Origin of the sequence: Pseudonocardia autotrophica, assembly GCF_003945385.1 — a bacterium.
Classification (GTDB): domain Bacteria; phylum Actinomycetota; class Actinomycetes; order Mycobacteriales; family Pseudonocardiaceae; genus Pseudonocardia; species Pseudonocardia autotrophica.
Map to the genome: position 1 here is coordinate 6020349 of NZ_AP018920.1, position 16764 is coordinate 6037112.

General features: G+C 74.4%; 18 protein-coding genes and 1 pseudogene. 7 read left to right on the plus strand and 12 right to left on the minus strand.

Annotated elements, in window-relative coordinates:
* Window positions 1-30: 30 nt before the first annotated feature.
* The 4 genes from Pdca_RS27840 to Pdca_RS27855 all read right to left on the minus strand — a co-directional run bounded on the left by Pdca_RS27840 (window position 31) and on the right by Pdca_RS27855 (window position 3295).
* A complete protein-coding gene (locus Pdca_RS27840) occupies window positions 31-1137 on the minus strand; it encodes an SIS domain-containing protein (protein WP_085914782.1) in 1107 nt (368 codons plus the stop codon).
* Complete coding sequence (locus tag Pdca_RS27845; RefSeq protein ID WP_085914783.1) at window positions 1134-1346, minus strand: Trm112 family protein; 213 nt, start codon at window positions 1344-1346, stop codon at window positions 1134-1136. Before Pdca_RS27845 ends, Pdca_RS27840 begins: the two co-directional genes overlap by 4 nt.
* 113 nt (window positions 1347-1459) lie before the next feature.
* Window positions 1460-2872: a phosphomannomutase/phosphoglucomutase gene (locus tag Pdca_RS27850; RefSeq protein ID WP_085914784.1), complete on the minus strand. Its 1413-nt coding sequence runs from the start codon at window positions 2870-2872 to the stop codon at window positions 1460-1462.
* Window positions 2873-2935: 63 nt separating this feature from the next.
* Window positions 2936-3295 carry a DUF3499 domain-containing protein gene (locus Pdca_RS27855; protein WP_085914785.1) on the minus strand — a complete coding sequence of 120 codons (360 nt, stop codon included), beginning with the start codon at window positions 3293-3295 and terminating at the stop codon, window positions 2936-2938.
* Between the two features lie 124 nt (window positions 3296-3419).
* Here Pdca_RS27855 and Pdca_RS27860 point away from each other — a divergent pair, with 124 nt between their 5' ends.
* The gene (locus Pdca_RS27860) at window positions 3420-3893 is read left to right on the plus strand and encodes a metallopeptidase family protein (protein WP_085914786.1); all 474 of its coding nucleotides are present in this window, start codon (window positions 3420-3422) and stop codon (window positions 3891-3893) included.
* A 66-nt stretch (window positions 3894-3959) separates the two neighbouring features.
* Here Pdca_RS27860 and Pdca_RS27865 read toward each other — a convergent pair whose 3' ends face one another.
* Window positions 3960-4295, minus strand: a complete 336-nt coding sequence (locus Pdca_RS27865) for a WhiB family transcriptional regulator (RefSeq protein WP_232021734.1) — start codon at window positions 4293-4295, stop codon at window positions 3960-3962.
* Between the two features lie 164 nt (window positions 4296-4459).
* Here Pdca_RS27865 and Pdca_RS27870 point away from each other — a divergent pair, with 164 nt between their 5' ends.
* Complete coding sequence (locus Pdca_RS27870) at window positions 4460-5230, plus strand: site-2 protease family protein (RefSeq protein WP_085914787.1); 771 nt, start codon at window positions 4460-4462, stop codon at window positions 5228-5230.
* On the opposite strand, the gene Pdca_RS27875 is transcribed toward Pdca_RS27870, so the two are convergent.
* The 6 genes from Pdca_RS27875 to Pdca_RS27900 are packed head-to-tail and all read right to left on the minus strand — an operon-like array spanning window position 5199 to window position 11093.
* Entirely contained in the window at window positions 5199-5765 is a 567-nt protein-coding gene (locus Pdca_RS27875) for an NUDIX hydrolase (RefSeq protein ID WP_085914788.1), read from the minus strand. The two genes, Pdca_RS27870 and Pdca_RS27875, sit on opposite strands and share 32 nt — an antisense overlap.
* A gap of 2 nt (window positions 5766-5767) precedes the next feature.
* Entirely contained in the window at window positions 5768-7120 is a 1353-nt protein-coding gene (locus Pdca_RS27880) for a coenzyme F420-0:L-glutamate ligase (RefSeq protein ID WP_373865529.1), read from the minus strand.
* Complete coding sequence (cofD, locus tag Pdca_RS27885; RefSeq protein ID WP_085914789.1) at window positions 7110-8117, minus strand: 2-phospho-L-lactate transferase; 1008 nt, start codon at window positions 8115-8117, stop codon at window positions 7110-7112. The genes Pdca_RS27880 and cofD overlap by 11 nt, the downstream gene beginning before the upstream one ends.
* Window positions 8118-8136: 19 nt before the next feature.
* Window positions 8137-9054: a DNA-3-methyladenine glycosylase family protein gene (locus tag Pdca_RS27890; protein ID WP_085914855.1), complete on the minus strand. Its 918-nt coding sequence runs from the start codon at window positions 9052-9054 to the stop codon at window positions 8137-8139.
* 26 nt (window positions 9055-9080) lie between these two features.
* The gene (gene manB / locus Pdca_RS27895) at window positions 9081-10151 is read right to left on the minus strand and encodes a mannose-1-phosphate guanylyltransferase (RefSeq protein WP_085914790.1); all 1071 of its coding nucleotides are present in this window, start codon (window positions 10149-10151) and stop codon (window positions 9081-9083) included.
* A gap of 60 nt (window positions 10152-10211) precedes the next feature.
* Complete coding sequence (locus tag Pdca_RS27900) at window positions 10212-11093, minus strand: glycosyltransferase family 2 protein (protein WP_232021242.1); 882 nt, start codon at window positions 11091-11093, stop codon at window positions 10212-10214.
* Between the two features lie 288 nt (window positions 11094-11381).
* Between Pdca_RS27900 and Pdca_RS27905 the strand changes: the two genes are divergently transcribed.
* The 4 genes from Pdca_RS27905 to Pdca_RS27920 all read left to right on the plus strand — a co-directional run bounded on the left by Pdca_RS27905 (window position 11382) and on the right by Pdca_RS27920 (window position 15325).
* The gene (locus tag Pdca_RS27905) at window positions 11382-12905 is read left to right on the plus strand and encodes an LCP family protein (protein ID WP_085914792.1); all 1524 of its coding nucleotides are present in this window, start codon (window positions 11382-11384) and stop codon (window positions 12903-12905) included.
* Between the two features lie 29 nt (window positions 12906-12934).
* Entirely contained in the window at window positions 12935-13672 is a 738-nt protein-coding gene (locus Pdca_RS27910) for a TIGR03089 family protein (RefSeq protein ID WP_085914793.1), read from the plus strand.
* An 86-nt stretch (window positions 13673-13758) separates the two neighbouring features.
* Window positions 13759-14994 carry a threonine ammonia-lyase IlvA gene (gene ilvA / locus Pdca_RS27915; RefSeq protein WP_085914794.1) on the plus strand — a complete coding sequence of 412 codons (1236 nt, stop codon included), beginning with the start codon at window positions 13759-13761 and terminating at the stop codon, window positions 14992-14994.
* 58 nt (window positions 14995-15052) lie between these two features.
* A complete protein-coding gene (locus tag Pdca_RS27920) occupies window positions 15053-15325 on the plus strand; it encodes an MSMEG_0570 family nitrogen starvation response protein (RefSeq protein ID WP_232021735.1) in 273 nt (90 codons plus the stop codon).
* On the opposite strand, the gene Pdca_RS27925 is transcribed toward Pdca_RS27920, so the two are convergent.
* A complete protein-coding gene (locus Pdca_RS27925) occupies window positions 15315-16493 on the minus strand; it encodes a benzoate/H(+) symporter BenE family transporter (protein WP_085914796.1) in 1179 nt (392 codons plus the stop codon). The two genes, Pdca_RS27920 and Pdca_RS27925, sit on opposite strands and share 11 nt — an antisense overlap.
* A gap of 62 nt (window positions 16494-16555) precedes the next feature.
* Between Pdca_RS27925 and Pdca_RS37190 the strand changes: the two are divergent.
* Window positions 16556-16720 (plus strand): annotated as a pseudogene (locus Pdca_RS37190) (helix-turn-helix domain-containing protein); the annotation flags it as partial.
* Between the last annotated feature and the right edge of the window lie 44 nt (window positions 16721-16764).

The window sequence follows — 16764 nt, forward strand, 5'->3', positions numbered from 1 at the left end:
GTCTCCCGGTGTCAGCTGTTCGCGGGTGTGTCAGGTGGTGAGCGTGGCCCGGCCGGCCAGGCCCAGGTAGACGGCGGCGATGTCGGCGCGCAACGCCAGCACGGCCGCCCGGAGCAGGACGGCGTCGCGGGTGCCGCGCGGTACCTCCTCGACCGGATGGGCGACGTCGGCGTTCGGCCATTCCCGGCCCAGTGTCCGCCTGCTGACGGCCTGCGGATCCTCCTCGCCGGTGCCGAGCAGCACCAGCCGGGGTGCGGGGGCCGTGTCGCGGTCCGGATCGGCGTCGTCGAACGGGTCGTGGAACACCCCGGCCGAGCGCTCCGAGAGGTCCACCGCCACCCGCAGCCCGGCAAGCGTCCCGGCCTGGCCGAGATCGGCGGCGTGCGCCACGACGCCGGCGTGCGCGGCCAGCGCGGTCGCGCCCTGCCGGGCCACCGCCGCGGCGGCCGGATCGACCCCCCACAGCAGCGGTGTGCGCTCGGCCAGTCGCATCGCCAGCGACTTCGCCGGGTTCACGAACGGCTCGTGGCCGGGCTGGTTCCGCTCCGCCTCGGCGTCCAGGGCGTCGGCGAGCGCCTCCAGCCCGGCGGCCGGCGCCGGCGTGATCAGCTCCAGCTCGGTGACCGTCACCAGCGCGACCGCCAGCGCCTGGGCGAACCCGAGGCCCTCGGGCAGCGGGATCCGCGGCTCGACCAGCCGGGCCCGCCCGGCCCCCGCCTGGGCGACCGGCCCGGCGTCCGGCGCGGACAGGATCACCTCGGCGCCACGGCGCACCGCGATCGCGACCGACTCGGCCAGCTCGGGATCGGTCGGATCGGCGGTGTGCGCGACGACGACGTCCAGCGGCCCGACCCAGCCCGGCACCACGGCGGCGTGCACCACCGGTACCGGGCAGCGGTCGCCGAGCAGCGCGGTCACCAGGTCGGCCACCGCACCGGACACGCCGGGCCTGCGCAGCAGCACCAGCGCCCGCGGCCGGTGCCCGCGCAGCCGGCCCAGGCCGGCCTCGTCGCAGGCATGCACCGCGGACCGGACCTGGGCGCCCGCGGTCGCGGCGGCCCGCAGCACGCCGGTCGTGTCCCGGGCGATCAGCTCGCCCGGATCGGCCAGCAGGGTGTCGTCGAGCACGCCGTTCACCCGTCGTCCCTCGCCGGACCGGTGCCCGGGAGCGCCTCGTCCAGCAGGAGCACCGGGATCCCGTCGGTGATCGGGAACGAGCGGCCGCAGGACGCACAGGTCAGCGCGTCCGCACCCGGCTCGTCCGCGGTACCGGGGCGCAGCGGGGCGTGCGCGGCGCACGGGCAGGCCAGGATCTCGAGCAGCTGGGGGTCGAGCTGTACGGCCACGGTTCTCCTCGTCGTCATGTCTGAACTCGATGCTGCCACCACCCCTCGGCGCCGCGCGGCAGCCGACCGGGTACCGGCGCCCGGTGCGACGGTCACCCGGGGTGCGCAGCATCTCAGGCGCGGACGACCGCCAGTACCTCGTCCACCAGGTCGCGGACCGCCGCGTCGTCGGGCGCCTCCACGTTCAGCCGCAACAGCGGCTCGGTGTTCGACGCCCGCAGGTTGAACCACGATCCGTCCGGCAGCGAGACCGTCAGGCCGTCCAGCCGGTCGAGCTCCACCCCCGGCCGCGAGCCGTAGGCCGCCTCGATCTCGGCGACCTTCGCGGCCTGGTCGGCGACCGTCGAGTTGATCTCGCCGGAAGCCGCGTAGCGCTCGTAGGCGGTCATCAGGCCGGACAGCGTGCCGCCCTGCTGCGCGCTCCGGTGCTCGCCCAGCGCGGCCAGCAGGTGCAGCGCGGCCAGCATCCCGGAGTCGGCCTTCCAGAAGTCCCGGAAGTAGTAGTGCGCCGAGTGCTCGCCGCCGAACACCGCGCCGGTCTCGGCCATCGTCTGCTTGATGAACGAGTGCCCGACCCGGGTCCGGACCGGACGTCCACCGTGCTCGGCGACCAGCTCGGGGACCACCCGGGAGGTGATCAGGTTGTGGATCACGGCGGCGCCGGACTCGCCGGCGGCCCGCGCCCGGCCCAGCTCGCGGACCGCGACCAGGCCGGTGATGGCGCTCGGGCTGACCGCCTCACCGCGCTCGTCGACGGCGAAGCAGCGATCGGCGTCCCCGTCGAACGCCAGGCCCAGGTCGGCGCCCTCGGCGACGACGAGCTTCTGCAGGTCGACCAGGTTCGCCGGCTCCAGCGGGTTCGCCTCGTGGTTCGGGAAGGTGCCGTCGAGCTCGAAGTACAGCGGCACCAGCCGGACGTTCAGCCCGTCGAACACGGTCGGGACGGTGTGCCCGCCCATCCCGTTGCCCGCGTCGACGACCACGACGAGCTCGGGTCCGGCGTCCAGCGAGGAGAGGTCGACCAGCGAGCGCAGGTAGGCCGCGTATCCGGCGAGCATGTCCTCGGAGCGGACGGTGCCGACGGCCGCGACCGGGGTGATCCCGTCGGCCAGCAGCCGCGCGGCGTCGTCGCGGATGGTCGTCAGCCCGCTGTCCTGCCCGATCGGCACCGCACCGGCCCGGCAGAGCTTGATCCCGTTGTAGCGGGCCGGATTGTGGCTGGCGGTGAACATGGCGCCTGGCAGGTCCAGCGAGCCGGAGGCGAAGTAGAGCATGTCGGTGCTGGCCAGCCCGATGTCGACGACGTCGAGCCCTTGGCCGGTCACACCGTCGGCGAACGCGGCGGCCAGCGCGGGTGAGCTGTCCCGCATGTCGCGACCGACGACCACCGCGGAAGGGGCCGTGCGGTCCGCCGCGACCAGCCGCGCGGTCGCCGCGCCGAGGGCACGGGCCGTGGGTTCGTCGAGCTGGTCGCCGACGACACCACGAATGTCGTAAGCCTTCACGATCGCCGAGAGGTCAGGCACGACGACTGACCCTATCGCAGGCGATCCACCGGTCCCCGCAGGTCTCCGGTCCGCCCGCACGGCTCAGTCCGCGGTGTCCTCGTCGGGGGTCGGGAGCACCCGCAGGTGCCCCCTCCGGCCGGTCCCGCCGGGCCGGGCGACCACCTCGACCGGCCGGTCCAGCCGGCCCGCCTCGCGGACCGCGTCGGCCAACGCGGTGAGGTCCTCGCCGGTGTGCTGGGGCGGGGCGAACTCGCCCTCGAACCGGACCACCTCCCAGCCGCGCGGAGCGGTCAGGTTGTGCGCGTGCCCGGTACACAGGTCGTAGGAGTGCGGTTCGGCCTGGGTCGCCAGCGGCCCGACGACGGCGGTGGAATCGGCGTAGACGTAGGTGAGCGTGGCGACGGCGAGCTCGGTGCAGCCCGTCCGTGAACATCTCCGCACACTCAACACACGGGGGACGATAGCCCGTATGCCCGCCTCCGCCGCACTGCGACTCGCACCCCGCTCGGTGTACGGCGGCCCGTCGCCGCTCCGCGGTCGCCTCGGCGGGGCCTAGACTGGATCGGTGTCCACCGCCCATCGCCTGCTCCGCCGCACCCCACGTCGCCGGGACCGCCGCGGCCGGGGCCTGCGCGGACTGATGTATCCGGTGTCGACGCCGGCCTTCCGCACCCGCGCCGAACGGTTCGACGCGAAGGTACTGGAGGCGCTGGAGCCGATCGAGGCCCGCTGGGGGCCGGAGCTGGCCGATCTCGATCTGGCCGTCGACGACGTGCCGAGCGTGGACCGGACCTCACCCGACGAGGTGGTCTGGGGCACCGGGGTGCTGGCCGACGTGGGCGTCCCGCTGGCGCATCTGGTGCCGGCCGGGGTGGACCCGGCGGGTATCCCGACCCGGGCCCGGATCGTGCTCTACCGCCGGCCGCTGGAGGCCCGCGCGCGCAACGGCGAGGACCTGGCCGATCTGGTGCACGAGGTGCTGGTCGAGCAGGTCGCGGAGTATCTCAACATCGAGCCGGACGCGGTCGACGGCAACTGACACACAGCGGCAACCGACACACAGCGGCCCGGGTCACCATCGGTGACCCGGGCCGCCGGATACGACTCAGACCGCGGCGCGGCGCAGCCGGCGCCGTTCACGCTCGGAGAGCCCGCCCCAGATGCCGAACCGCTCGTCCTGCGCCAGCGCGTACTCCAGGCACTCGGCCCGGACCTCGCAGCCGGAGCAGATCCGCTTCGCCTCCCGGGTGGATCCGCCCTTCTCCGGGAAGAACGCCTCCGGGTCGGTCTGCGCGCAGAGCGCGCGCTCCTGCCAGTCGGGAACCTCGTCCCCGGGTACCTCGTCCAGCAGGCCTTTCAGGTCCAGAACCTGCGCGACCCGATCGTGATCCTCCACGACCGGCTGCTCGGCCCCCGGCCCGGCTTCCGCCGGCCGCAGCATCCGCATGAACCCCTCGACGTCGTCCACTCGCCCACCTCCCCGCAACACACCGGCGAATGACACCACTGTAAGTACAGCGTCGACATTCGCTCTGTGCAAGCCGGCTCTGCCGAACGAGTGAAGCCCCACGCGCGTCTGTTTGGTGGGTTCGGGAGGATGGGTACGTGCCCTCCCTGACCCGCCGTATCAGCCCGTGGTTCCTCCTGCTCGTCGGCATCACCCTGTTCGGCGTCGTGCTGGCGGCCGCCGCGGTCCCGGCCGGATCGGAGGCGCTGGCGATCGCCGGCGTCTTCGTGATCGTGCTGGCCGGCTGGGTCGTCTCGCTGTGCCTGCACGAGTTCGGGCACGCGATCACCGCCTACAGGGGCGGCGACACCTCGGTCGCGATGAAGGGCTACCTGACCCTCGACATCCGCCGCTACACCGATCCAGGACTGTCGCTGGTCCTGCCGCTGATCATCCTGCTGATCGGGGGCCTGCCGCTGCCCGGGGGCGCGGTCTGGATCAACCAGTGGGCGCTGCGGTCACGGGCCTGGCGGACCGGGGTGTCACTGGCCGGGCCGGCCGCGAACCTGCTCGTCGGCTTCCTGTTGATCGCCGTCGTCGCGCTGTTCCCCGGGATGCCGACACCGGTCGCCGCCGGACTGTCGGCGCTGGCGTTGTTCCAGGTCGTCGCGTTCGTGCTGAACATGCTCCCGGTCCCCGGCCTGGACGGGTGGGGCGCGCTCGAGCCCTACCTGTCGGCGCCCGCCCAGCGGTTCGGCGAGAAGGTGCGGCCGTGGGCGCCGCTGGCGCTGCTCGGCGTGCTGCTGTTCGTGCCGGGGGTCAGCGCGCTGTTCTTCGCGGGCACCCAGATCCTCTACTCGCTGGCCGGTGGCGACGCCCGGCTGGCCATGCAGGGGTTCAGCGCGCTGTTCTTCTGGCGGAACCTCTGACCGCTCCCCCGGCGGCGGCGACCATCGTGGGCACGGTGTCGCTGTCGGCGGGCAGCGCATGCACCGGCCACCAGCGCAGATCCAGCGATTCGTCGCTGATCCGCGGCTGCGCACCGGCCGGGGCCCGGACCAGATAGCGCACGTCGAGATGCCGGGTGGGATGTCCACCCGAACAGGTGACCGGATGGACGTCGACGTGCAGCGGATGCTCGCCGATCTCCAGGCCGTCCATCCCGGATTCCTCGGTCGCCTCGCGCAGGGCCGCCGCGCGCAGCGACACGTCGCCGGGCTCACAGTGCCCGCCGAGCTGGATCCAGCGGCCCACCCGCGGGTGCAGGGTGAGCAGCGTGTGCTCGCCCGCCGCGTCGAGGACGAGCGCGGAGGCCGTCAGGTGGCCCGGGATGCAGGAGCGGTCGCAGGCGTCGGCCGGGCGGGCGTCCAGGAACGCCAGCAGCGCGTACCGCAGCGCCCGCTGCGCCTCGTCCGGCGGGGTCCAGTCGGCCAGCTCACGGGCCGCCGTCGCAGGTGCCACCATCGCTACAGCTCCAGCAGACCGTCGGCGGTGTCCCGCGGCTCCCGCGCGACGAGCGGTTGCGCCGGCATCCCGACCGCGACCGCGCCGAGCGCCTCCCAGTCCGCCGGCAGGCCGAGCACGGAGCAGGCGAGGTCCGGGGCGAAGATCGTCGACCCGACCCAGCAGGACGCCAGTCCCTCGGCCGCCAGCGCCACCAGCAGCGCCTGCACCGCGGCACCGCCCGCGACGCCGAACATGTCCCGTTCGGCGGCCGTGCGGGCCGCGTCCGGGTAGTCCTGCATGCCCTCGCGGCTGCGGAAGGCCAGCACCAGCTCGGGCGCCCGGCGCAGCAGGTCGCCGCGGGCGAGCCTGCGCTCGATCTCGTCGGACGGACGCCCGTCGCCCGCCAGGTCGGCCCGCCAGCGCTCGCGCAGCGCGTCCAGCACCGCGCTCCGGCGGCCGGGATCGCGCAGCCACACGAACCGGAACGGGGTGCTGTGGTGCGGGGCGGGCGCGGTCAGCGCGACCCCGACGGCGCGGCGCAGCGCGTCGGCGTCCACCGGCTCGTCGGCGAAGTCCCGGGTGCTGCGGCGCATCAGGACCGCCTCCCGGCGGCCGCGGGCGAGCGCCTCGGAGGTGCCGAGGGAGAACAGGTCGTCCTCGATCGGGCGGATCAGGTCACGGGCGACCGAGCCGTCGTCGGTCACCGTCATCCCGCGGACGACCGCCACCGGCACCGCACCGAGCTTGCCCTTGACCAGGTCGGCGGCCGCGGCGAGCTCGTCGGCCAGTGCGATCTCGGTGACCAGCAGGTCGTTGCCCTGGGCGTCGACGGCGCCGCCGTAGCGGTGCAGCACCGGGACACCCGACGAGCCGATCGCGACATCGGTCTGCCCGATCCGCCAGGTCCGGCCCAGGGTGTCGGTGACGACGACGCCGACGTCCACCCCGAGCCGGTCCCGCAGCCCGGCCCGCAGCGTGGCGGCCGAGGCGTCCGGATCGGCAGGGAGCAGCGCCAGCTCGTCGCGGCGCACGTTCGACCCGTCGATCCCGGCAGCGGCCTGCACGATGCCGAGCTTCCCGGCGACGATCAGCGTCTTCCCGCGGCGGGCCAGCACCCGCTCGGTCTCGGAGTCGACCAGCCTGCGGCGCAGCGCGTCGCGTTCCTCCTCGTCGGCGGGGGCCGGGACCAGCCTGCCCTCCACCTTCGAGAAGACCTTGCTGGTGACGACGACGACATCACCGTCACGCAGCCACGGCAGTGCCTGCGCGAGCGCGCCGGTGAGGTCGTCGCCCGGACGGAACTCGGGCAGGCCGTGCACCGGGCGGATCTCCAGCCCGGCCGCGGCGTGGTCGGGGATCTGCTCAGACGTCACGGCCGGCCACCTCGAACGCCGCGCGGGCCATCGCCGCGGTCGCCTCGACGTCGGTCATCAGCAGCGGGACCTCGCGGACGGTCGCGCCGGGCACGGTGGCGCTGTCGCCGGTGTGCACCAGGTAGCCGTCGAGCAGGCCGCCCTCGCCGCGCCCGCCGTAGTGCCGTCCGACGCCCTCGGCGCTGGTCTCGACGCCGATCGCGCTCAGGCAGGCGTCGGCCATCCCGCGCACCGGGCGGCCGCCGACGATCGGCGACAGCCCGACGATCGGCGCCGGGGTCGACGCGAGCGCCTGTGGGACACCCGGGACCGACACGATCGTCCCGATGCTCACCACCGGGTTCGACGGGGCCACCAGCACCACGTCGGCCCCGGCGATCGCGGCCCGTGCGTCCGGCGCGATCGCGGCCTGGTCGGCCCCGACCGAGGCGAACCGGTACGCCTTCGGCGCGGCCCGGTGCTTGATCCACCACTCCTGGAAGTGGATCGCCACCTGCGGAGCCGAGTCCTCGGCGTCGGTGGCCTCCGGGTTGTCGATCACGACGTGCGTCTCGACCCGGTCGTCGGAGGCCGGGATCAGCCGCACGCCCGGCTGCCAGCGGTGGCAGAGCGCCTCGGTGATCTGGGAGAGCGGGTAGCCGGCGCGCAGCATCCGGGTCCGGACGAGGTGGGTGGCGACGTCCCGGTCGCCCAGCCCGAACCAGGTCGGGTCGGCCTCGTAGGCGGCGAGCTCCCCGGCGATCGACCAGGTCTCGTCCGCGCGGCCCCAGCCCTTCTCGGTGTCGATACCGCCACCGAGGGTGTACATGCAGGTGTCCAGGTCCGGACAGACCCGCAGGCCGTGCAGCCAGATGTCGTCGCCGACGTTGACGATCGCGTCGATCTCGTGCGGGTGGCCCTCGGGCGCGGGGCCGGTTGCGGGCAGGCCGAGCGCCGCCTTCACGCCTTGCAGGAAGCGGGCCCCGCCGACCCCTCCGACCAGTACGGTGACCTTCACCCGCGCGACCCTACGGCGGTCACAGGGTGCGGTAGTCGCGCGGGGAGAATCTGGGCCCGAACCGGGGCCGCCGGAACCCCGACGACTCGATGTAGCGGACCGCCCGCTGGCGCTGCCCGGCATAGGGCGCGAGCACCTCGAGCAGGCCTGCGTCGTCGAGATCGTGGCCGAGCAGCGCGTGGCCGACCGTGTTCGGGATGTGGAAGTCGCCGAAGCTCACCGCGTCCGGATCACCCCACACCCGCTGGGCGATCTCCGCGGCGGTCCACACCCCGATCCCGCGGACCCGGCGCAGCAACACCCGCCCCTGCTCCCCGCCCAGCTCGGCAGCCGCCTCCAGCCGGTGCGCGACGACCGCGGCGTGCAGGATCGCCGAACGCCGCGCGTGATCGACACCGGCGCGGTGCCACTCCCAGTCCGGGATCGCCCGCACCTGCTGCGGGGTCGGCGGCACCCGCATCCCCTCCGGCACCACGTCGGGCGGCCCGGGTGCCGGGTCGCCGAAGCGCCGGGCCAGCTCGCGGAACGAGCGCCGGGCCTCGGTGCCGGTCACCTTCTGCTCCAGCACCGCCGGGAGGAGCGCGTCCCAGACCCGGCCGGACGAGCCGAGGCGCAGCCCCGGCATCCGCCGGACCGCGTCGGCGACCAGCGGATGGTGCGCGACGAACACCGACGGATCGTCGTCGCCGCCCAGCAGCGACGGCAGCCGGCCGATCTCCCACCCCGCGCCGGGCCCCCAGCCGGTGGCCCGCACCGGGCCGCCCGCCCGGCGCCGATAGGCCACGGTGGCCGGGCCGTCCGGCGTGCTGCTCACCCGCCAGATCACGGCGCCGTCGCTCGCCGTCCGCCAGGTCGGGTCACCCCGGCCGCGGCGCAGCGGCGACAGCACCCCGTACAGGTCGAGCGGGTACGGGGGCTGCCATTCGCGGTCTCGCATCGTCACGGCCGGGACTCAGCCGGGGTTCACACGTCGGGTGAGAACCGGATCCCGTGCGGCGGGAGCGTCACGTCCGGCCAGATCCGCAGGTTGTGCCGGAGCTCGCAGTGCGCGCCGATCACCGCGCGGTCGCCCACCACGGTGTCCCGCACGCTGGCGCCCTCCTCGACGACGGCCCCGGCGCCGATCACCGAGTTCTCCACGACCGCACCGGCGGCGACCACGGCGCCGTCGAACAGCATCGAGCCCTCGATCTTCGCGCCGGAACCGATCCGGGCGCCGCGGCCGACCGTCGAACCGCCGAACACCAGCGCGTCGGACGCCACCTCGGCGCCGTCGAGGATCATCGCCTCGCCGGTCGGGCCGGGCAGCGCCGCCGACGGCGCCACCCCGCGGACCAGGTCCGCAGAGCCGTGCACGAGGTCACCGGGGGTGCCCATGTCCCGCCAGTAGGCGACGTCGACGTGTCCCTGCACGTGTGCGCCGGAGGCCAGCAGGTCCGGGAACGTCTCCCGCTCCACCGACACCGGGCGTCCCTCCGGGATGGTGTCGATGACCTCGCGGCGGAAGACGTAGCAACCGGCGTTGATCTGATCGGTGGGCGGGTCCTCGGTCTTCTCCAGGAACTTCTGGACGCGGCCGCTCTCGTCGGTCGGCACGCAGCCGAACGCGCGCGGGTTCTGCACCCGGACCAGGTGCAGCGTGACGTCGGCACGCGAGCTGCGGTGGGTGTCCGCGACGGCCCGCAGGTCGGTCCCGGCCAGCACGTCCCCGTTGAAGATCATGATGTGTTCGGCGGAGAGCTTCGCGGCCACATTCCGGATCCCGCCGCCGGTACCGAGCGGCTCGGTCTCCGTCACGTAGGTCAGGTCGAGTCCCAGCGCGGAGCCGTCCCCGAAGTGCTCCTCGAAGGTCTCGGCCAGGTAGCTCGTGCCCAGCACCACCCGCCGGATGCCCGCCTCGCGGATCCGGGACAGCAGGTGCGCCAGGAACGGCACCCCCGCGGTGGGCAGCATCGGCTTGGGCGCCGACAGGGTCAGTGGCCGTAGCCGGGTGCCCTTGCCCCCGACCAGAACGACCGCCTCGACGTCCTGCAACGCGGTTCCCCCTCAGATGTTCTCTCGACAGCTGTTGTCTCGACCGTCTGGTGTCGACCGTCATCGGCCCGCACGGGCCGCCAGTCGCGAGCGGACGGCGAGCCCGGCCCGGACGGCGATCCGCAGCGGCGCGCGGGACGGGCCCGGGTGCCGGTCCGCCAGGTAGCGGTAGGCGCTGCGGTGGTGCTCGGCGAGCATCCGGGTGGACACCTCCGGCTTGCCGGTGGAGACGCCACCCACGTGCGTCACCTCGGCCGAGGGTACGTAGACGTTCCGCCAGCCGGCGCCGGTGAGACGTTCACCGAGGTCGACGTCCTCGAAGTACATGAAGTAGCGCGGGTCGAACCCGTCGACCGAGTCGAACGCGGTGCGCCGCAGCAGCAGGCACGATCCGGACAGCCAGCCGGCCTCCCGTTCGGTCAGGTCCTCGCGGGAGCGCCGGTAGGCGGTGGTCCACGGGTTCCCCGGCCAGACCGGCCCGAGCGCGGCGTGCCCGGCACCCGCGAGCAGCGACGGGACCTCCCGCGCCGAGGGGTAGACCGCACCGGAGGGCTCCCGGACCAGCGGCCCGAGCGCGCCTGCCCGCGGGTGCCGCGCACCGGCGTCGAGCAGCACGTCCAGCGAGCCCGGGGCCCACTCCAGGTCCGGGTTCGCGACGACCACCCAGCCGAAGGAGTCGTCCAGCTCGGCGACGCCGCGATTGGCCGCGGCGCCGTAGCCGACGTTCTCGCCGATCGGCAGGAACCGCACCCCGTCCCGCTCGCGGGCGGCCCGCTCCGGAGCCCCGTCGATCGAGCCGTTGTCGGCCAGGATCACCGGCACGTCGGTCCGGGTGGTCGCACCGGCCAACGAGTCCAGGAAGGCGTCCAGGGTGCGTCCCGGTGAGTAGGTCACGGTGACGACGGCGACCCGGTCGCCGTAGGTCCGCACGGATGGCTGCACACCGGGCACGCTAGCGAGACCGCGGCGGCGCTGCCCCGGCGGCGTCACGATCGCGCCGCGAACATCACACCGTGTGACGAGCGCGCTACCGGGGAGACCCTGTCCGGAACGGCGAGCGGCCGTCCGATCAGCGACGACGGGGTGTGCCGCAGCGTCACCCTCAAGTCCGTGCCGGATCGGGCAACCGGGCGACCGGGCCGACACGCAGACCGTTTCACCCCCCGGGGGCCGCCCGATGCTGCACCCTGAACCCGATCGGCAGCCGGGACCGACGCGAGGGAGGCGAGCATGGGCGACCCACGTCGGGCCGGTGATCGTTCGCGGCCCGCGCGGCGCGGCCGCCCCGCCGACCGCCCGGAGCCCGCCCGGCCGTCCGCCGGACGGCGCTGGCTGCACCGGTTCCAGATCGGCGTCGCCTCGATGTCGGTGCTGACCCTGCTGCTGACCGGCGCGGTCTGGACGCTCTACCGGGACGTCACCGGCGGCATCACCACCACCAACGTGATCTTCGGCGGCTCGACCGGCGGCGAGCAGAACATCCTGCTGGTCGGGGTCGACAGCCGCACCGACGCCCAAGGCGATCCGCTGCCCGACGAGGTGCTCGCCGAGCTGCGCAGCGGCGCCGAGGACGGCGTGCTCAACTCGGACACGATCATCGTCGTGCACGTCCCGGCGGACGGCGGCGGTGCGACGGCGTTCTCGGTGCCGCGCGACTCCGAGGTCCGGATCCAGGGGCTCGGCCGCAACAAGATCAACGCGGCGTACCCGCAGACCAAGGCCCAGGCGGCGGCCCGCCTGGTCGCCGAGGGCGTCGCCGACCCGAAGCGGATCGACGAGGAGTCCTCGCAGGCCGGCCGGCAGGCCCTGATCGGGGCCGTCCAGGACCTGACCGGGCTCGGCATCGACCACTACGCCGAGGTCAACCTGCTCGGCTTCTACAACCTCACCCAGGCCATCGGCGGTGTCGAGGTCTGTCTCAAGGCCCCGGCCCGGGACGCGTTCTCCGGTATCGACCTGCCCGCCGGGCCGCAGACCATCTCCGGTGCCGATGCGCTGGCGTTCGTCCGGCAGCGGCACGGCCTGGCCGGCGGGGACCTGTCCCGGATCACCCGGCAGCAGGTGTTCCTCGCCGCGGTGGCGAACAAGGTGCTGTCCTCGGGCACCCTCGCCGACCCGACGAAGCTGACGGCACTGATCGACGTCGTGCACAAGTCGGTGGTCATCGACAGCGGCTGGGACATCCTCGGGTTCGCCGAGGAGGCGTCCCAGATCGCGGCCGGGCAGATGGACTTCCTGACGATCCCGAACGGCGGCCCGAAGAACACCGGCAGCGGCGACGTGCTGGTCGTCGACCCGCGCGAGGTCCAGGAGTTCGTCGACCGGCACACCACGCCGCAGCCGGCCGCCGAGCCGGAGCCCGCCCCGGCACCGACACCGGTCGTGGCCGACGTCGCCAACGGGTCCGGCACCACCGGTCTCGCGGCCCGGGTCGCCGGCGTGCTCGGGCAGAACGGCATCACCCCCGGTGAGATCGGCAACGCGCCGGACCGGACCACCTCGGTCGTCCGCTACAGCCAGGCCGACGGCGACGCCGGGGCTCGGCGGGTCGCCGACGCACTCGGCGGGATCGGGGTCGAGCAGTCCGACGCCGTCGGCCAGGGCCGGGTCCAGGTGCTGATCGGCGCGGACTACTCGGGCGGAGGCTCCTCGCCGTCCGCGGGCGCCGCGCAGGCCGGCGGCTCCGGCCCCTCCCCCGCACCGGCGCCCGCGACCCCGCCGATCTCGGCCGGCGGGGTGCCGTGCATCGACTGACACCCGGTGCTGGGTAGCGTCGGCGCACGATGACCACCGTCTTCGGCTCCGGCCTGTTCCTCACCGACGCCCTGCTCGGCCCGGCGCTCGGCGCGTCCGCGGCCCGCCCGCTGTTCACCCACTACGACGACGCCACCGGCGAGCGGATGGAGCTGTCCGGCACTACCACCGCGAACTGGACGGCCAAGGCCGCGAACCTGCTGCGTGACGAGTGCGACGTCGAGCCCGGCAGCCGGGTCTCGGTGCTGCTGCCCGCGCACTGGCAGAGTGCCGCGGCGCTGCTCGCGGTGTGGTCCTGCGGTGCCGAGCTGGTCGGCAATCCCGCCACCGCGGATCTGGTGCTGGCCGACGCCGCTCGGCTGGACACGGCGCTGGCCTCGGGCGCGGACGCCATCGTGGCGTTCTCGCTGGACGCGTTCGGGCGCGGACTGACCGGGCTCCCCACCGGGGTGCTGGACTTCGCGAGCGAGGTGCGGGTGCACGGCGACGACTTCGTGCCGTGGGACCCGGTGCCCGGGGACGCCGCGGCCTGGGACGGCGCGACCGGCGCCGAGGTGCTCGACGCCGCCGGCTCCCGGGCGGCCGCGCTGGACCTGGCGCCGGGCGCGCGGGTGCTGTCCACCCTCGCCTGGGACTCGCCGGAGGGCCTGCGCGACGGGCTGCTCGCGGTGCTGGCCGCCGGTGCCTCGCTGGTCCAGGTGGTGAACGCAGGCGAGTCGCTGGATCGGCGGGCGGAGACCGAACGCTGCACCGTACGGCTGGGCTGAGCACTCCCTGCTGCGAACCCGGCAGCGCGGGCGTGAGACGCTGATCGATCGTGGACCCCAGCACCTCCCCTGCGCCCGGCACCCGGGTGAGCGCCGCGGACGTCGACGACGCGGCGGCCCGGCTGCGCGCCGTGATCGGCCCGACCCCGCTGCAGCTCAACCCACGGCTGTCCGACGCGCTCGGCGGTGAGGTGTGGCTCAAACGCGAGGACCTGCAGCCGGTCCGCTCGTACAAGATCCGCGGTGCGTACAACCTGATCGCCCAGCTGCCCGAGACCGACCGGGCAGCCGGCGTCGTCTGCGCGAGCGCGGGCAACCACGCCCAGGGCGTCGCGTTCGCCTGCCAGCGGCTCGGTGTGCGCGGGCGGGTCTACCTGCCGGGGACGACGCCACGCCAGAAGCGCGACCGGGTCGCCCGCCTCGGCCGGGACGCGGTCGAGGTCCGGGTGGTCGGCAACACCTACGACGACGCCGCCGCGGCCGCCCGCGCGGACGCCGAGTCGACCGGGGCGACCCAGGTCCCGGCGTTCGACGATCCCCGCACGGTGGCCGGGCAGGGCACCATCGTCCGCGAGATCCTCGGCCAGCTGGCGGACCCGCCGGACGTGCTGGTGGTGCCGGTCGGCGGCGGCGGGCTGCTCGCCGGGGCCCTCACGTACCTGCGTGAGCACTCCCCGGGCACCCGGATCGTCGGCGTCGAACCGGCCGGTGCCGCCAGCATGGCGGCGGCGGTGGCCGCCGGATCGCCGGTGGAGCTGGCCACCCTGGACCCGTTCGTCGACGGCGCCGCGGTGCGCCGGGTCGGCGACGCGACCTTCGACGTCGTCCGGGAGTCCGGGATCGAGCTGGTGGCGGTGCCGGAGGGCCGGATCTGCGTGGAGATGCTGGCGCTCTACCAGTCGGACGGCATCATCGCCGAGCCCGCGGGCGCGCTGTCCCCGGCCGCGCTGGACCGGCTCGACATCCCGCGCGACGCGACCACCGTGTGCCTGCTGTCCGGCGGGAACAACGACGTCAGCCGCTACGCCGACATCGTCGAGCGCGCGCTGGTGTTCGAGGGCCGCAAGCACTACTTCCTGGTGGAGTTCCCGCAGGAGCCGGGTGCGCTGCGCCGGTTCCTCGACGACGTACTCGGCCCGGACGACGACATCACCCTGTTCGAGTACACGAAGCGCTCGAACCGGGAGACCGGCCCGGCGCTGGTCGGGGTGGAGCTGGGATCGCCGGACGACCTGCCGGCGCTGCTCAAGCGGATGGAGGAGGCTCCGCCGCACATCGAGCAGATCCCGCCGGACAGCCCGCTGTTCGGGTTCATCCTGTAAGACCTCGCGGGCAACATCGGGGTAACCGCGGGCACCTAGCGTCCCGGAGGTGCCCGAGATGATGTTCGACGTCCGCTGGCCGGACGGCACCGAGGTCAGTTACTACTCGCCGTCCCTGGTGGTGCAGGAGCACCTCGCCGCCGGGACGTCGTACCCGGTCGCGGACTTCGTGGACCGCAGCCGGGCCTGCATGGAGATCGCCGACGCCCGGGTCCGCGCGAAGTACGGCTTCGGCTGCAGCCAGTCCGCGCGGACCGTCGCGCTGATCACGGCCGCCGCCGGGCGGTTCGAGCCCACCGACGAGGTGCGGGTGGAGTCGTTCAGGCACTGACCCGGCGCGCCGTCAGCACCAGGTGCAGCACGATCCCCACGGCCAGCCCCCAGAACGCCGAGCCGATCCCGCCGATCGCGAACCCCGCCGCGGCGAACAGGAACGCCATCGCGGCCGGCACCCGGGCCGCCGGATCCGCCTCGGCGCCCGCCGGTACCGCCATCGCCCCCGTCACCGCGGCCGCGAACGTCCCCAGCAGCGCCAGCCCCGCGACGGACTCGATCACCCCGGGCGGCGCGGCCGCGACCAGCGCGGCCAGGGTCGTCGCGAGCGGTGCCAGCACCAGGCAGGTGATGCCGTTGGCCTGCGAGGCGATCCAGCGCCGGGCCGGGTCCGGATGCGCCTCGGGTGAGGCGGGCAGCGCGGCGGTGATCGCGGCCAGGTTGATCGTGTGCGCACCGGCGGTGGCACCGAGCATCGTCCCGGCGCCGGTGACCACCATCGCCTGCCGCCACGGCACCGGGTAGCCGGCGGCGCTCAGCACGGCGACGCCGGGCAGGTTCTGCGAGGCCATCGTGACCACGTAGAGCGGCAGCGCCACGCCGACCACGGCCGCCACCGAGAACGACGGCGCGGTCACCGTCAGCGTGGGCGGCTGCAGCCAGGACCAGCCGTCGGCCAGCAGCACGACGATGCCCAGCGCCAGCGCGAACGCCGCGGGAGCGGCCCAGCGCGACGCGAACCGCTGCAGCACCACCCAGACGACGACGATCGGGGCCACCAACAGCGGCTGCTCGGCCAGCGCCCGGACCGGCGCCAGGCAGAGCGGCAGCAGGACCCCGGCGAGCATCGCCTGGGCCAGCGGCGCCGGGATCGATCCGACGAGGCTACCGAGCCGGCCCCACAATCCGGTGAGGACGATCAGCGCCCCGGTGAGCAGGAACGCGCCGACCACCGCCGGCCAGCCCCCGGCGACCGCCCCGGTGGTGGCGAGGAGCGCGGCCCCCGGGGTCGACCAGGCGACGGTGATCGGACGGCGGGAGCGCCGGCTCAGCCAGAACGTGGCCAGGCCCATCAGCGCGGTGAGCACCACCAGCCCGGACGAGGCCTGCGCCGGATCGGCCCCGGCGGCGGTGAGCCCGGCCAGTACGACCGCGAACGAGCTGGTGACGCCGACGACGGCGGCCACGATCCCGACCGACACGGGCTGCAGCAACGAGCGTTCCACATACAGAACCCTAGAGTGGCCGAGTGGAAACTGACACCCTGCGGATCGCCGTCGGTGAGCGGGTGCGGGCCGCGCGCCGCGCCCACCGGCTCTCGGTCGGCGCGCTCGCGACCCGCGCCGGCATCGGCAAGGGATCGCTGTCGGAGATCGAGAACGGCACCCGCAACCCGACCCTGTCGACGCTGTACGCCCTGGCGAACACGCTCGGGCTGCCGCTGTCGCGGCTGCTGGCGGACGAGCCGGGTGCCGAGCTCGCGTCGCCCGGGATCAC

Coding starts and splice junctions, on each gene's coding strand:
- Pdca_RS27865 (WP_232021734.1), bottom strand. CDS start 4,295: ATGCTGCGGCCGGCGGAAGCCGGGCCGGGGGCCGAGCAGCCGGTCGTG.
- Pdca_RS27875 (WP_085914788.1), bottom strand. CDS start 5,765: ATGGTGGCACCTGCGACGGCGGCCCGTGAGCTGGCCGACTGGACCCCG.
- Pdca_RS27890 (WP_085914855.1), bottom strand. CDS start 9,054: ATGCGAGACCGCGAATGGCAGCCCCCGTACCCGCTCGACCTGTACGGG.
- Pdca_RS27905 (WP_085914792.1), top strand. CDS start 11,382: ATGGGCGACCCACGTCGGGCCGGTGATCGTTCGCGGCCCGCGCGGCGC.
- Pdca_RS27910 (WP_085914793.1), top strand. CDS start 12,935: ATGACCACCGTCTTCGGCTCCGGCCTGTTCCTCACCGACGCCCTGCTC.
- Pdca_RS27920 (WP_232021735.1), top strand. CDS start 15,053: ATGATGTTCGACGTCCGCTGGCCGGACGGCACCGAGGTCAGTTACTAC.